Origin of the sequence: Ancylobacter sp. (genome assembly GCF_965279025.1) — a bacterium.
In the GTDB taxonomy this organism is placed as follows: domain Bacteria; phylum Pseudomonadota; class Alphaproteobacteria; order Rhizobiales; family Xanthobacteraceae; genus Ancylobacter.
The window spans coordinates 3,759,076-3,774,084 of record NZ_OZ257132.1 but is presented as its reverse complement, the minus strand read 5'-3'; the positions used below and the strand labels follow the sequence as shown (position 1 = coordinate 3,774,084).

At 68.6% G+C, this 15,009-nt stretch carries 13 protein-coding genes; 11 read left to right on the top strand and 2 right to left on the bottom strand.

Annotated features, from left to right (window positions below; all coding sequences use genetic code 11):
* The first annotated feature begins 37 nt into the window (after nucleotides 1-37).
* Genes ACQY76_RS17535 through ACQY76_RS17525 form a run of 3 tightly spaced genes read left to right on the top strand, consistent with a single transcriptional unit; the run spans nucleotide 38 to nucleotide 3,693 of the window.
* Nucleotides 38-1,792 carry an ABC transporter permease gene (locus ACQY76_RS17535; RefSeq protein ID WP_428029991.1) on the top strand — a complete coding sequence of 585 codons (1,755 nt, stop codon included), beginning with the start codon at nucleotides 38-40 and terminating at the stop codon, nucleotides 1,790-1,792.
* Complete coding sequence (locus ACQY76_RS17530; protein ID WP_428029990.1) at nucleotides 1,789-2,871, top strand: ABC transporter ATP-binding protein; 1,083 nt, start codon at nucleotides 1,789-1,791, stop codon at nucleotides 2,869-2,871. The genes ACQY76_RS17535 and ACQY76_RS17530 overlap by 4 nt, the downstream gene beginning before the upstream one ends.
* A gap of 18 nt (nucleotides 2,872-2,889) precedes the next feature.
* The gene (locus ACQY76_RS17525; protein WP_428029989.1) at nucleotides 2,890-3,693 is read left to right on the top strand and encodes an enoyl-CoA hydratase; all 804 of its coding nucleotides are present in this window, start codon (nucleotides 2,890-2,892) and stop codon (nucleotides 3,691-3,693) included.
* 76 nt (nucleotides 3,694-3,769) lie between these two features.
* On the opposite strand, the gene ACQY76_RS17520 is transcribed toward ACQY76_RS17525, so the two are convergent.
* Entirely contained in the window at nucleotides 3,770-4,984 is a 1,215-nt protein-coding gene (locus ACQY76_RS17520) for a CaiB/BaiF CoA transferase family protein (protein WP_428029988.1), read from the bottom strand.
* 307 nt (nucleotides 4,985-5,291) lie between these two features.
* On the opposite strand from ACQY76_RS17520, the gene ACQY76_RS17515 reads away from it, so the two are divergent.
* Nucleotides 5,292-6,803 (top strand): malonate--CoA ligase, encoded by a 1,512-nt coding sequence (locus tag ACQY76_RS17515; protein WP_428029062.1) that lies wholly within the window; start codon nucleotides 5,292-5,294, stop codon nucleotides 6,801-6,803.
* A 669-nt stretch (nucleotides 6,804-7,472) separates the two neighbouring features.
* Here ACQY76_RS17515 and ACQY76_RS17510 read toward each other — a convergent pair.
* Nucleotides 7,473-8,168, bottom strand: coding sequence for a GntR family transcriptional regulator (locus tag ACQY76_RS17510; RefSeq protein ID WP_428029987.1), 696 nt, complete (start codon nucleotides 8,166-8,168; stop codon nucleotides 7,473-7,475).
* Between the two features lie 352 nt (nucleotides 8,169-8,520).
* Between ACQY76_RS17510 and ACQY76_RS17505 the strand changes: the two genes are divergently transcribed.
* From ACQY76_RS17505 to ACQY76_RS17475, 7 genes are read left to right on the top strand one after another with little or no spacing between them, the layout of a single operon-like run.
* Nucleotides 8,521-9,864: an SLC13 family permease gene (locus ACQY76_RS17505; RefSeq protein ID WP_428029986.1), complete on the top strand. Its 1,344-nt coding sequence runs from the start codon at nucleotides 8,521-8,523 to the stop codon at nucleotides 9,862-9,864.
* A gap of 11 nt (nucleotides 9,865-9,875) precedes the next feature.
* Nucleotides 9,876-11,534, top strand: a complete 1,659-nt coding sequence (mdcA, locus tag ACQY76_RS17500) for a malonate decarboxylase subunit alpha (RefSeq protein WP_428029985.1) — start codon at nucleotides 9,876-9,878, stop codon at nucleotides 11,532-11,534.
* A gap of 20 nt (nucleotides 11,535-11,554) precedes the next feature.
* Nucleotides 11,555-12,418, top strand: coding sequence for a triphosphoribosyl-dephospho-CoA synthase (locus ACQY76_RS17495; RefSeq protein WP_428029984.1), 864 nt, complete (start codon nucleotides 11,555-11,557; stop codon nucleotides 12,416-12,418).
* Between the two features lie 4 nt (nucleotides 12,419-12,422).
* Entirely contained in the window at nucleotides 12,423-12,731 is a 309-nt protein-coding gene (locus tag ACQY76_RS17490) for a malonate decarboxylase subunit delta (RefSeq protein ID WP_428029983.1), read from the top strand.
* Nucleotides 12,728-13,570, top strand: coding sequence for a biotin-independent malonate decarboxylase subunit beta (locus ACQY76_RS17485; protein ID WP_428029982.1), 843 nt, complete (start codon nucleotides 12,728-12,730; stop codon nucleotides 13,568-13,570). Before ACQY76_RS17490 ends, ACQY76_RS17485 begins: the two co-directional genes overlap by 4 nt.
* Nucleotides 13,570-14,376, top strand: a complete 807-nt coding sequence (gene mdcE / locus ACQY76_RS17480; RefSeq protein ID WP_428029981.1) for a biotin-independent malonate decarboxylase subunit gamma — start codon at nucleotides 13,570-13,572, stop codon at nucleotides 14,374-14,376. The genes ACQY76_RS17485 and mdcE overlap by 1 nt, the downstream gene beginning before the upstream one ends.
* Nucleotides 14,367-15,005 (top strand): malonate decarboxylase holo-ACP synthase, encoded by a 639-nt coding sequence (locus ACQY76_RS17475; RefSeq protein WP_428029980.1) that lies wholly within the window; start codon nucleotides 14,367-14,369, stop codon nucleotides 15,003-15,005. The genes mdcE and ACQY76_RS17475 overlap by 10 nt, the downstream gene beginning before the upstream one ends.
* Nucleotides 15,006-15,009: the final 4 nt, after the last annotated feature.

Below are 15,009 nucleotides of genomic sequence, written 5' to 3'. Positions count from 1 at the left end.
GGTACGTCGCCTTTTTGATGAAACCGGAAGTGTACCCATGGCCTCATCACCCTCGGTGAGCGCGGCGCGTTCCGCCTCCGACGGCTATCGGCGCCACCATGCGTTCCGGTTGATCGTGCTTTTCATCCTGCTCGCGGTGCTGGCGCTGCTGATTGTCCAGCCGCTGGGCTGGATCGTCTTCAACAGCTTCCACGACGATGACACGGGCCAGTGGACCCTGCGCAACTATGTGCAGATCTTCGCCTCGACGTCGCTGTGGGCGCCGCTGTTCAATTCGCTGTTGCTGGCGACGGCGGTCGCCGTCATCTCGACGCTGCTGGGCGTACCGTTGGCATGGCTGGTCGCCCGCACCGACATGCCCATGCGGGGGTTCATCCGCCTGTTCACCATGGCGGCCTTCGTCACGCCCTCCTTCATCGGTGCCCTCGGCTGGATCCTGCTCGCCGCGCCCAATTCGGGCTGGCTGAATGTCGGCTGGCGGGCGCTGAGCGGTGCGGACTGGCCGCTGCTGAACATCTATTCGATGATCGGCACCATTTTCGTCTGCTCGATCTACACGGTGCCCTACACCTTCACCCTGGTGTCGAGCGCGCTGGAGGAAATGCCCGTCGAGTTGGAAGACGCCGCCACGACGCTGGGTTCCGGCGTCGTAAAGACGATGCGATCGGTGACCATTCCGCTGGTCATGCCGGCCGTGCTGGTGGGCTTCATCCTCTCCTTCATCCAGGGCATGACCCTGTTCGGCGTGCCGGCCTTTCTGCTGACGCCGAGCGGCACGCTGGTGGTCACCACCAAGCTGGCGGAGTTCTACCAGCTCTTCCCGCCCGCTTTGTACATGTCGGCCGCCTATTGCATGCCGCTGATCGCCATCACCGGCATGCTGTTCTACGCAAGGCGCCGCATTCTGGGGCGCCGGCAGTTCACTACCGTGGGCGGCAAGGGGCGTGCCGGGCGGAATATCCGGCTGAAAGCCTGGCGCCTGCCGGCGCTCGCCTTTGCCCTGATCGTGCCGGTCACGGCGGTCGTGCTGCCCTATATCGCCATCGTGCTGGTGTCGCTGAGCCGGGCGTGGGGGCTTGGGCCCGTTCCTTCCAACCTCACACTGCACTGGTATCGCTGGGCGATCTTCGAGAATGCCGAAACCCAGCGCGCCATCGTCAACAGCCTGGTCTATGCCGGGATTGCCGCCAGCTTCTGCATGTTGATCGGCATTCTCGTCGCCTACATCGTCGAACGGAAGCTGCTGCGCGGCGCCAGCCTGCTCGCAGCGCTCGTCACCATCCCGATCATCATTCCCGGCATCGTGCTGTCGGTGGGTTTCTTCTCCGCCTATACGCGCCAGCCGCTAAACCTCTACGGCACGGGCACCATCATCATTGCGGCCTTCGTGGCGACGTTCCTGCCGATCGCCTATTCGCAGGCCGGATCGATCCTCAAGGGCATCAGCCCCGATCTGGAGCGCGCGGCGCGCAGCGTCGGCGCCACAGAGGCCCGCACCTTCGCCTCCATCACCGCGCCGCTGATGCGCGGCGGGCTCGTCGCAGGCTGGCTGCTGGTCTTCATCCCGATCATGCGGGAATTGTCGGTGGCGATCTTCCTCGTCTCGCCGAAAACCAACGTGATGACCACCCTGATCTACAACTACAAGGACGGCGGCAATTACGAGGCCGTCTGCGCCGCCAGCGCCCTGCTCCTGTTCGCCACGCTCATCGTCGTCCTTCTCGCGCGTTTCGTCACCGAGGGCGCCGCCTATCGCCGCCGCAACGCGGCCAGCCTCGGAGCTGCCCCATGAGCGACATCGATATCCGCCAGCTCTCGAAATCCTACGGTGCCTACCAGGCGCTGAAGTCGATCGACCTGCACATTCCCGATGGCGCCCTGCTGGCCCTGCTGGGCCCTTCGGGATGCGGCAAGTCGACGACCCTGCAATTGCTGGCCGGCTTCGACACGCCGAGCGGCGGCGAGATCCGCGCCGGCGGCGAGCTCATCTCCAGCCCGCAACGTGTCGTGCCGCCCGAGCGGCGCGGCATCTCGCTGGTGTTCCAGAACTATGCCGTCTGGCCGCACAAGACCGTCGCGGAGAACGTTGCCTTCGGGTTGCAGCTGCGAAAGCTGTCCCGTGCCGAGCTGGAGTCGCGGCTTTCCCGGGCGCTGGAGGCCGTGCGCCTCACGCCGCTGCGCGATCGCTATCCGTTCGAGCTTTCCGGCGGACAGCAGCAGCGCGTCGCCCTGGCGCGGGCACTGGCCGTCGAGCCGCGCATCCTGCTGCTCGACGAACCGCTGTCGAACCTCGACGCCCATTTGCGCGAGGAAATGCGCTTCGAGATCCGGCGCGTACATGACGAACTCGGCATCACCACGGTCTACGTCACCCACGACCAGGGCGAGGCGCTGGTCACGGCCGACGAGGTGGCGGTGATGAAGGGTGGCATCGTCCAGCAGCTCGGCTCGCCCGAGGACATCTTCGAGCGGCCGAGCAATGCCTTCGTCGCCTCGTTCATCGGCAGCAACAACGAAATACCGGGGCGGCGCGAGGCGCCGGGCCAGCTGAGGCTCGCGGACACGCTTCTTCATGCCGAGGACCGCAGCGGATTGGCCAGCACCGGCACGAAAGCAGTGCTCTGCATCCGTCCCTCGCACGTGCGGCTGGGCGAGGGTGGCGGGGCCACCAACAATCTGAACGGCGTGGTGCGGCGCTCGGCCTATCTCGGCGAGTACCGCGATGTGCTGATCGAGATCGCACCGAACACAACCTTGCGGGCCTTTGTCAGTCCGCATCTTCGTCCACAGCCGGGGGAGCCTGTCCTCGTGCATCTGCCACCGGAGCACTGCCAGATCTTCGCGGCACCGGACGACACACCGGCCAGCTAGCCCCCTTAGGACGTTCCGATGACCTCTCAAGACATGGATACGCCCCATCTCGCCCGCCGGCGCGACGGGGCCGTCGAATGGCTCGTCTTCAACCGGCCGCGCGTGCGCAATGCGATGTCGGCGCGCATGGAGGATGAACTCGTTGCCGCGCTGGCCGAAATCGCCGCCGACGACACGGTCCGCGCCGTGGTGTTCACCGGCATGCGCGGCGACAAGCCGGCCTTCATGGCCGGCGCCGACATGGGCGCGCTAAGCGAGGCGACGGACCCGGTGGCGGCCGTCGCGCTGGAACGCGAGGCGGAACGCCTGATCGTCGCCATCGAGCAGTTGCGGGTTCCCACCGTTGCGGCGATGGCCGGTGCCTGCGTCGGACAGGGGGCGCTGCTTGCTTCCGCCTGCGATGTGCGGATCGCCGCGCCGTCGCTGCGCTTCGGCTTTCCCATTGCCCGCACGGTCGGCAACTGCCTCAGCCTCACCAATTATGCCCGCCTCATCGCCATGACCAGCACCGCCGTGACCCGCGAAATGATCTTCAGCGCCAAGCTGCTGGGTGCCGAGGACCTGCTCGCGGTTCGCGCCATCCGCATGGTGGTGGGCGATGACGAGATCGACGAAAAGGCGCAGGAGGTTGCGGAAGCATTGACCCAGCTCGCCCCGCTCACGCTCTGGGCGACGCGGCAGGCGCTGCTGCGCCTGCGCGACCATAGCGTGCCCGCCAATGCCGATGATGACCTGCTGGCCGCCTGCTACGGTTCGCAGGACATGCAGGAGGCGATTTCGGCCTTTCTGGGCAAGCGCTCCCCGGTCTGGAAGGGCCGCTGAGGGCACCGGGGCCTCCCCTTCGGCGTCGGTCGCGGGGCCTTTCAACCGGAAGGCGGGCGCAACCCGCCTCCCCTGCTCAGATCACCGCTTCCGCACGCAGAGCCTCGATTTCTTCCGGCGAGAAGCCGAAATCGGCGAGGACCTCCTCGCTGTGCTCGCCGAGAGCCGGAGGCGCCTTCTCCTCGGGAAGCGGCGTGTGCGGCATCTGGATCGGCAGGGAGACGAAGCGCATCCCCGAGCCGGCGGGAACCTCCTTGACCATGTTGCGCGACACCACCTGAGCATCCTGCAGCGCCTCCGGCACGGAATTGATGGCGCTGGCCGGCACATCGGCCGCGTCGAGGATTGCCAGCCATTCGTCGCGGCCGCGTGCGCCGAACAGCTCGGCAAGGATCGGCTCAAGCTCGGCATGTCGGTCGGCGCGCACCGAACCGTTGGGGAAGCGCGGATCGGCCAGCAGGTCCGGCCGCTTCAGCGCGCCGCACAGCCGCTCCCATTGCTCTGCGGTGTCGACGCAGACCGCGATCGGCTCGTCGGCCGTCGCGAAGGCCTGGAACGGGGCAATGAGGGGATGACGGCTGCCCAGACGCCGGGGTGTCTCGCCGGCATTCAGGAAGCGCGCAATGGCGTTCTCCATCAGCGCGAGCTGGCAATCCAGCATGGCAACGTCGACGAAGGTGCCGCGCCCGGTGCGCTCGCGCTGCTGCAGGGCGGAGAGCACGCCGATGGTGGCGAACAGGCTGGAGCCGATATCGCCGATGGAAGCACCCACCCGCGCCGGGGGGCCGGCCTCTTCGCCGGTGATGCTCATCATGCCGGAAAGTGCCTGCGCGATGGCGTCGAAGGAGGGCTTGTGCCGATACGGGCCGGTCTGGCCGAAACCGGAGATCGAGGCATAGACCAGCCGTGGGTTGAACGCCGCCACCGTCTCATAGGCAAAGCCGAGGCGGTCCATGACGCCGGCACGGTTGTTCTCGACGAACACGTCGGCGCCCGTGAGCAGGCGCGTCATCACCGCCTTGCCGCTGGGATGCTTGAGGTCGAGCGTGAGACTGCGCTTGTTGCGGTTCACGCTCATGAAATAGATGCTCTTCTCGTCCTTGAAGGGAGCGATGATGCGCGTGAAGTCGCCCGCGCCCCGCCGCTCGATCTTCACGACATCGGCGCCGAGAGCCCCCAGCAGCCATGTGCAATAGGGCCCCGCCAGCATGTGCGTGGCATCGATCACGCGAAGGCCGGACAGGGGACCGGAAGCCCCTTTGCCTGCGGGGGACGTGGCGTCTGCGCTCATGAAGGTAAGGCTCCTCGAACCGCCGCCGCACGCTGTGCGGCGCGCGACGCTTTGATGCCCAACCTTCATCAAATGCCGGGAGGGGGACAATCAGCTATTTCGCCCGCGTTTCGTGCATGGGATGCACCAGTAGGCGGAACGGGGAGCCGATGGCACGGTGGCGGACCATTGGACATGCATCGCCGCTGCATACGCGGGGCGCGGAGCATTTGTGCATTCCGACAACCAATGGCGCAGACAGAAGCTGATGGTCGGCCTCGTGAAGGGGCGGTAATCTGGCCGCCTGTTTTCCGGATATTGCGCCGCCATGCCGAACCATCTGATTGACGCCCTGCGGGCTCCCGGCGCTGCGGCGCGGGCCTTCATCGAGACGCCTGACGGCACCGTCCTCACCTTTGCCGAGGCCGAGCGGCGCACCGCGCAATATGCCCATGCGCTGGTGGCGCTGGGGCTGAAGCCCGGCGACCGGCTGGCGCTGCAGGTGGAGAAGAGCGTCGAGGCGGTGTTCGTCTATCTCGCCACGGTGCGGGCCGGCGGCGTGTTCCTGCCGCTCAACACCGCCTACACCCCGCCGGAGGTCGCCTATTTCCTCGGTGACGCGCAGCCGGCGATCTTCGTCTGCGATCCCGCGGCCGAGGTGGCGCTCGCCCCCATTGCTGCCGCGCAGGGCGTCGGGCAGGTGGTGACGCTGGATGGGGAGGGCCAGGGCACGCTGCGCGCCGCGGCGGATGCCTGCCGCACCAGCTTTGCCGACGTGCCGCGCCGGCCGGACGACCTCGCCGCGCTGCTCTACACCTCCGGCACCACCGGCCGCTCCAAGGGGGCGATGCTCACCCATGCCAACCTCGCCTCCAATGCGCAGGCGCTGGTCGAGGCCTGGCGCTTCACGGCGGACGACGTGCTGATCCACGCCCTGCCGATCTTCCACACGCACGGCCTGTTCGTCGCCATCAACGTCACGCTGGCGGCGGGATCCTCGATGATCTTCCTGCCGAAGTTCGACCCCGAACTGATCCTGACGCTCATGGGCCGGGCGAGCGTGCTGATGGGGGTGCCGACCTTCTATGTCCGGCTGCTGAAGTCGCCCAACCTCACCGCCGAGGCGGCGGCGGGGATGCGGCTGTTCATCTCCGGCTCGGCGCCGCTGCTGGCCGAGACGCACCGGGCATGGCGCGCGGCGACGTCCCACGCCATTCTCGAGCGCTACGGCATGACCGAGACCGGCATGAACACCTCCAACCCCTATGATGGCGCGCGCCTCGCCGGCACGGTGGGCTTTCCGCTGCCGGGGGTGGAACTGCGCGTGGTGGCGCCCGAAAGCGGCGAGGCGCTGGGCGCCGGCGAGATCGGCATGATCGAGGTGCGCGGGCCCAATGTCTTCCAGGGCTATTGGCGGATGCCGGAGAAGACGGCGGCCGAGTTCCATGATGGCTGGTTCGTCACCGGCGATCTCGGCCTCATCGGGCCGGATGGCTATGTGCAGATCGTCGGTCGCGGCAAGGACCTCGTCATCTCGGGCGGCTACAACGTCTATCCCAAGGAGATCGAGACCGAGATCGACGCGCTGCCCGGCGTCGTCGAGAGCGCGGTGATCGGCCTTCCCCACCCCGATTTCGGCGAGGGGGTGACGGCGGTGGTGGTGGCCCGCCCCGATGCGGCGCTGGACGAGAAGTCGGTGATCGACGCCCTCGAGCACCGCCTCGCCCGCTACAAGCTGCCCAAGCGCGTCATCTTCCTCGACGACCTCCCCCGCAACACCATGGGCAAGGTGCAGAAGAACCTGCTGCGCGAGCAGTACAAGGCGATGTTCGGGGGGTAGCGGGCGGGGCGCCTGCCCCCCCTGTCCCGGCCAAGCGGAGGCGCAGCCGGAGCGCAGAGCCGGTACCCAGCAAAAGACCCTCAGGCGTCTTCCTCTTCGATCAGGCGTCTTCCTCTTCACTGACGCCCGGCGGACACCGCCCGCCCGGCCCCCTGGGCCCCGGATCTGCGCGACGCCGCGCGTCGCTTGTCCGGGGAACGGAAGTCGCGATCCACACAGCGGTCGCGATTTACACATCGGTCGCGATCCACACAGCGGTCGCGATCCACAAGGCCCCCGTGTCCCGGACGCCTGCAGCGGAGCGGAAGGCGAGCCGGGACCCAGCGGAAGACTCTCAGGCGCCTACCTCTTCGATCAGGCGTCTTCCCCTTCAGTGACGCCGGTTGACGCCGCCCGCCCGGGCCCTCTGGGCCCCGGATCGGCGCGACGCCGCGCGTCGCTTGTCCGGGGAACGGAAGTCGCGATCCACACAGCGGGCGCGATTTACATAGCGGTCGCGGTTCACGGGCGGTCGCGATTCATGCGGCGGTCGCGATTCACACAGCCCCCGTTTCCCGGACGCCTGCAGCGGAGCGGAAGGCGAGCCGGGACCCAGCGCACGGCTCTCTCGCAGGCTCTCGCCGCCTAGCGCGCGGCGCGCCCCCTCACCGCCGCGTCCCGCGCATGCCGCTAAGTGGCCATCCCGTCGGCATGGGCGAGGCTGGCGAAGAAGTCGCGCAGGCGGTCGCCCTGGATCATGACGTGGTCGCGCAGTTCGCGCGCGGCCTCTTCCCCCCGGCCGGCGAGGATGGCGTCGACAATGCGCTGATGTTCGGCGAATGAGGCGGCGATACGCCGGCCGGCGCGCAATTGCAGGCGACGATAGGGCTGGAGGCGCGTCTGGAGCTGCCGCGCCTGCTCCGCGAGGAAGCTGTTGCGCGATGCGGCGTAGATCAGCTGGTGAAAGCGCTCATTGGCCTGGTAATAGCTGTCGCTGTCGCCGTTCCGCGCCTCCTGCTCGCAGGCAGCCAGCGCGTCCAGCAGCAACAGGCGATCCTGCTCGTTGAAGCGCCGCGCCGCCAGGCCGGCGCACATGCCCTCAAGCGCCGCCATCATCTCGAAGCGTTCGACGATCTCCTGAAAACTCAGCGAGACCACGAAGGCACCGCGTCGCGGCATCAGCTTGATCAGCCCGTTGGCGGCGAGTTGCACCAGCGCCTCGCGCAGCGGCGTGCGCGACACGCCGAACCGGTCCGCCAGGCTTTGCTCGTCGAGGCGCTCGCCCGGCCGGAACACACCGGTGACGATGTCGGTCTCGATCGCATGGCGCAGCCGATCCGCATGCCGGGTGGGGCCGAATTCCGCCACGTCCTGTTCCGTTCTCATGCACGTACTCGCCCGCCGGACGCCCCTCGCCTCGCCTGCCGGGACGGCGGAGAAGCGGGCAACGACCGCCGCGGAGTCAACGAAGTGCGCCTGCCCTTGTCAATCGTCTTGAATGCAGCGCGGCGATCCATGCGCCGCGAAGCAGGCCGTTCTCGATACGCGAATGACGTTCTTGTATACGAAAAGGTTGACAGAATATTCAGAAGATCCATCATCCGCTTCAGCAGGGCCACCACAACGCCTGCAAGGGGAACGCCAATGACGACACGAGAGGAGGCCGCCCGCCATTGCGGGCGGTGGCACCTGAGACACGCCCTTCACGCGGAGCCGTGCCAGACCTGGGAGGCTGCTCATGTCGCATGAGGTTCTGTCCATCCTGGGCCTTGCCGCCATGTTCGTGGTGGCGACGATCCTTCCGGTCAATATGGGCGTTCTTGCCTTTGCCGGCGCCTTCCTGGTCGGGACCCTGCTCGCGGGGCTGACAACGGCGAAGATCCTCGCCTTCTTCCCCTCCGGCCTGTTCCTGACCCTGGTCGGCATCACCTATCTGTTCGCCATCGCCCAGAACAACGGCACCATCGACTGGCTGGTGCGCCTGGCGGTGCGGGCGGTGGGCGGTTACGTCGTCGCCATTCCATGGGTGATGTTCCTCGTCGCGGCGGCCCTCACCTCGGTGGGCGCGGTGAGCCCCGGCGCCGTGGCGATCATCGCCCCGATCGCGCTCGGCTTCGCCGTGAAATATGGCATCAGCCCGCTGCTGATGGGCCTCATGGTCATCCATGGCGCACAGGCGGGCGGCTTCTCCCCCATCAGCATTTATGGCGGCATCACCAATGGCGTGGTGGCGAAGGCCGGCCTGCCGCTGGATCCCATCGTCACCTTCCTGGCGAGCTTCTTCGTCAATGGCGGCGTCGCGGTGCTGCTGTTCTTCGCGCTCGGCGGCATGAAGCTGCTGGGCCGGCAGGTCCATATGGCGGGCGCTCCCGCTGGCGCCGGCTATCCGGCCGCCACGCCGCCGCGCTATGGCGATGCCGAGACCGAGGCGATCACCCTGGAACGGCGTATCGCCGAGGGCGGCGTGCCGGGCAGCGACCCGATGGCCAATAGCCGGCCGTATCAGATCATCACGCTGGCGGGCATCATCCTGCTGGCGGTGCTCACCCTCGCCTTCAAGCTCGACATCGGCTTCTGCGCCATCTCCATCGGGCTCGTCCTGTCGCTGATCGCGCCGACGCTGCAGCGCAAGGCGGTGGCGCAGGTGACTTGGCCGGAAATCGTGCTGATCACCGGCGTCTCGACCTATGTCGGCGTGATGGAAGCCATGGGCACGATCAGCTACGCCGCCGACAGCGTCGCCGGCCTCGCCTCCCCGCTCATGGCAGCCCTGGTGCTGTGCCTCATCGGCGCGATCGTATCGGCCTTCGCCTCATCCACTGCGGTGCTCGGCTCGCTGATCCCGCTGGCCGTGCCCTTCCTGCAGGCAGGGACCGGCGTGGAGGCGATCGGCTTCATCGCCGCCATGGCCGTATCGTCGACCATCGTCGATGTGAGCCCGTTCTCGACCAATGGCGCGCTGGTGCTGGCCAACTCGCCGGAGGCATCGCGTGACGGCTTCTTCAAGCAGTTGCTCGCCTATGGCGCGGCCGTCACCTTTATCGCGCCGTTCGTGGTGTGGTTCCTGTTCGTGGTTTTGTGAAGGATCGACCTATGACGCAAGCCGACGCACAGACGCCCGGACGCTCCTGGTCGAGCCGCCGCGAGGACAAGCAGCGCCGGCTTGAACGGATGGGCGCATTTGCGGAGGGGCGCGTGCTCGACACCGCCTCCATGGTCGCGGCCCTGGAGGCGGTGCTCGCCCCCGGGGACCGCGTGGCCCTGGAAGGCGACAACCAGAAGCAGGCGGATTTCCTCTCCCGCTCGCTCGCCAAGGTCGACCCGGCGAAGGTGCATGATTTGCACATGCTGATCTCCAGCATCAGCAGGCCCGAGCAGATCGACATCTTCGAGACCGGCATCGCCCGGCGCGTCGACTTCGCCTTCGCCGGCCCGCAGAGCCTGCGGGTCGCCCAGCTGCTCGAAGACAAGAAGCTGGAGGTGGGAGCCATCCACACCTATGTGGAACTCTATGCCCGCATGTTCGTCGACCTGACGCCGCGCGTCGCGCTGGTGGCGGCGGAAAAGGGCGACCGGCACGGCAATCTCTACACCGGCGCCAACACCGAGGACACGCCGACCATCGTGGAAGCGACGGCCTTTGGCGGCGGCATCGTCATCGCCCAGGTCAACGAGATCGTCGACACGCTGCCGCGCGTCGACATTCCCGGCTCGTGGGTGGACTTCATCGTGAAAGCGGACACGCCAGCCGCCATCGAGCCGCTGTTCACCCGTGACCCGCGCCTCATCACCGAGCAGCACATCTTGATGGCGATGCTGGCGATCCGCGGCATCTATGAGCGCCACGGCGTGGTTTCGCTCAACCACGGCATCGGCTTCAACACGGCGGCGATCGAGCTGCTGCTGCCGACCTATGGCGCGCAGCTTGGGCTCAAGGGCAAGATCTGCAAGCACTGGACGCTGAACCCGCACCCGACCCTCATCCCCGCCATCGAGAGCGGGTGGGTGGAGAGCGTGCACTGTTTCGGCGGCGAGGTCGGCATGGAGGGCTATATCGAGGCCCGCTCCGACGTTTTCTTCACCGGGCCGGATGGCTCGCTGCGCTCGAACCGCGTGCTGTGCCAGCTCGCCGGGCAGTACGCGGTGGACATGTTCATCGGCGCCACGCTGCAGATCGACGGCGACGCCAACTCCTCGACCGTCACCGCCGGCCGTCTCGCCGGCTTTGGCGGCGCGCCGAATATGGGCCACGATCCCGGCGGCCGGCGCCATGCCAGCAAGGCGTGGCTGGACCTCAAGACCGACCCGAGCGTCACGGCGCGTGGCCACAAGCTGGTGGTGCAGATGGCGGAAACCTTCCAGGCCGGCGGCGTGCCGACCTTCGTGGAGGAGCTCGATGCGGTCGGCGTCGGCAAGACGGCCGGCATGCCCATCGCGCCGATCATGATCTATGGAGACGATGTCAGCCATGTCGTCACCGAGGAAGGCGTGGCCTATCTCTACCTCGCCCGCGACCAGGAAGAGCGCCGCGCGGCGCTGGCGGCGGTGGCGGGGGTCAGCCCTATTGGTCTACGGCACGACGCCGCGCGGACCGACGAGCTGCGCCGTCGCGGCCTCGTTGCCTATCCCGAGGACCTTGGCGTGCGTCCGACCGAGGCGAAGCGCTCGCTGCTCGCCGCCCGCACCATAGAAGATCTCGTCGCCTGGTCCGGGGGCCTCTACCGGCCGCCCGCGCGTTTCAGGAGCTACTGAGCATGACGGAACCCGCGAGCATGACACAGCTCACTCTCACCCGGTTCGCGCCGTCTCGTGCGCCGGCAAAGCCGGACGCGGACGCTCTCGCGGCGTTGGCGGTCGCAGCGCTGGTGGCCGAGGCGGAGCTGACGCCGAAGCCCGGCCTTGTCGACAGGCGGGGCCCGGGCGCCCATGCAGATATTGACATCGATACGCTGCTCGCCGCCGCCGAGGCCTTGCGCGGCTGCTTTCGCGACATGGCGCAGGCCGCTTCGGGCCTTCAGCCCTCGCAGGCACTGCGCGAGGAGTTGGCGCGGATCGGCCGCGACGGCGAGCGGGCCATGTTCGCCGTAACCGGCGGCGCGAACACCCATCGCGGCGCGATCTGGGCACTCGGCCTGCTGGTCGCTGCGGCAGCAATGCTGCCCGGCGCAACGGCGGCTCTGCTGTGCACCCACGCCGCGGCTCTGGCGCGCTTCCCCGATCGCGGGGCGCCGTCCGCCGACACCAACGGCACCCGCGCCTGCCGCGCCTATGGGGTCGGGGGTGCCCGTGCCGAGGCCTGGGGCGGATTTCCCCATGCGCGCCTCGCCCTCGCAACGCTGCGCGCGACGCGCGAGTGCGGGCGCGACGAGACGAGCGCCCGGCTCGATGCGCTGATGGCGGCGATGGCCGGCCTCGACGACACCTGTCTTCTGCACCGCGATGGCCGGCGAGCGCTTAAGGTGGCGCGGCTCGGCGCGCGGGCCGTGCTCGCTGCGGGCGGTGCCGGCACCGAAGCGGGACGCACCGCGTTGCTGGCGCTGGATCGACGGCTTCTCGCCCTCAACGCCTCGCCCGGCGGGGCGGCCGACATGCTGGCCGCCGCCCTGCTGCTTGATGCCCACGAAACGAAGGGGTGAGCCGATGGAAACGCTGCAACTCAACTTTCCCGGCACCCGACCCATTGCGCGCCGGGCGCATGTCGGCGTCGTCGCCTCCGGCGATCTGGAGGTGCTGCTCTCACCCGCCGAGACGACGACGGTGACGATCCGCACCAGCGTGGATGGTTTCGGGCCGATCTGGCGCGCCACGCTGGAGCGCTTCTTCGCTCGCCACCCGGTCGCCATGCGGGTGGAGATCAACGATGCCGGCGCCACGCCGGGCGTGGTCACGCTGCGCCTCGCCCAGGCGCTGGAAGAAACGGCCCCGTCATCGCAGGAGAGCGGATCATGAGCGTGGCCGAACAACTTCTCTCCCGCACCAGCTTCATCGAGATGGGCGCGCGCGAACGGGCGCGGGCGCTGCTCGACCCCGGCACGTTCCGCGAGCTACTCGGCCCCTTCGCCCATGTCGAATCGCCCTGGCTGGCGCCGCAGGGCGTGGTGCCGCAGAGCGACGACGGCGTGGTGGTGGCGCGCGGCACGCTAGAGGGCGTGCCGGCCGTCGTCTTGGCCATCGAGGGTGCCTTTCAGGGCGGCAGCACCGGGGAGGTTTCCGGTGCCAAGATTGCCGGGGCGCTGGAACTTGCCGCCGCCGACGCCGAGGCGGGCCGTCCCATTCGCGCGGTGCTGCTGTTCGAGACCGGCGGCGTGAGGCTGCAGGAGGCCAATCTCGGCCTTGCCGCCATGGCGGATATCCACGCCGCTCTGGTGGCGCTGCGCCGCCACGCGCCGGTGGTCGGCGTCATCGCCGGCATGGTCGGCTGCTTCGGCGGCATGTCGATCACCGCCGGGCTGGTCAGCCATCTCATCATGACGCGGCAGGCGCGCCTCGGCCTCAACGGTCCCGAGGTGATCGAGCAGAATGCCGGAATCGCCGAGCTCGACAGCCGCGACCGGCCGCTGATCTGGAGCCTCACCGGCGGCGAGCAGCGCGTCGCCACGGGCTTCGCCGACACGCTGGTAGAGGATGACGAGACCGCGATAAGGCAGGCGGTGCGCGATGCCTTTGCCGCCGGCGCGTCCGCTGCCACGCGCAGCGCCGAGGTCGATGTGTGGCGCGCGCGGCTAACCGATCTTCCCGCCAAGGCGGAAGGTTCCGTGCTGCGCAGCCTCTGGTCGGGGGAGACATGATGGATGAGACGGCAAGCCTGCGGGGCCGGCACTGGTTCGAGGCCATCACCGGCAACGCGCCCCGCCTTCTGGGAGGGCCGGCCTCGGTCCTCGCGGCGGATGTGGCGCTGGGCGGCGACACGATGCGGGTGATCGCGGTGGTGCCGGATGCGCAGAACCGCCTCCCCCGCGCGCGGCACGGAGAGATCGGCATCGACGAGGGCTGGGCCATCGCGGCAAGGGTGCGCGAGGCGATCGACGGCTCGGGCCGACCGATCCTCGCCATCGTCGATGTGCCAAGCCAGGCCTATGGCCGGATGGAAGAACTGCTCGGCATCCATCTCGCCTGCGCGGCGGCGGTCGATGCCTATGCGACCGCGCGGTTGGAAGGCCATCCGGTGGTGGCGCTGGTGGTGGGCAATGCGCTCTCCGGCGCCTTCCTTGCGCATGGCTATCAGGCCAATCGCGTGCTCGCGTTGAACGATCCCGGCGTCTCGATCCACGCCATGGGCAAGGCGGCCGCCGCGCGCGTCACCAAGCGCAGCGTGGCCGATCTCGAACGCCTCGGCGAGACCATCCTGCCGCTCGCCTATGACGTCGAATCTTTCGCCAAACTCGGCCTGCTGCATGAGCTGATCGCCGGGGTGAACGCCGATGCACCCACGGCGGACGACACGGCCCGCGTGCGCGAGCGCCTGGTCGCCGCCATCGCCGATGCCCGGCAGGGCCCGCGCGACCTTTCCAGCCGGCGCTGTTCGGCGGAGGCGCGGGCCAATCGCGCCGCCTCCATCACGGTGCGCGAGCGGCTGGCGGCGGAATGGAACTGAGCGAGCTTCGGGTCCACGACCTGCTGCGGCTTCCTTCCCCGGAGGCAGTTTCGGTCGTGGACCCGCCTTTCTGGCTCGCCGGCGCGCTGGAATCCGCCCCTTGGGTGGTAGTACGCCGCCCCCCGCCGCGTGAGAGGCGCGTGGCGGTCGGCATACGCGGCATCTCCCGCGACCAACGCTGCGCCGCCACTCTCGATCCCGCCGGCATCGGCGAGAGAGTCGCGCCCGAGGACCTCGTGGCGCGCGAGGCGTGGCGGCACGGGCAGCGTACAGGCCTGAAGGTGCTCGAGGTTCTGGCGGATCTTGCGCCGATGCTCCAGCAGAAGGGCCTGATCTGGGGCGTCGCCGGCGGCGCCGGCTTCGAGCTCGCCACCGGCGCGCCCGTGCTGACCGACGCCAGCGACCTCGATCTCATCCTGCGCTGCGGATTCCCCCTGCCGGAGGCGGCCCTCCTCGCCCTCGCCGGGGACGTGACGGCCGCGCCCTGCCGCATCGATGTCCTGGTGGAAACGCCGCGTGGCGGGTTCTCGCTGTCCGAGTTCGCCGGTGCCAGTGGGAGCGTGCTGCTGCGCCAGCCGGACGGTGTACGGCTGATCGCCCCTACCGAGCTCACCGCCCCGGGAGGGTAGGCCG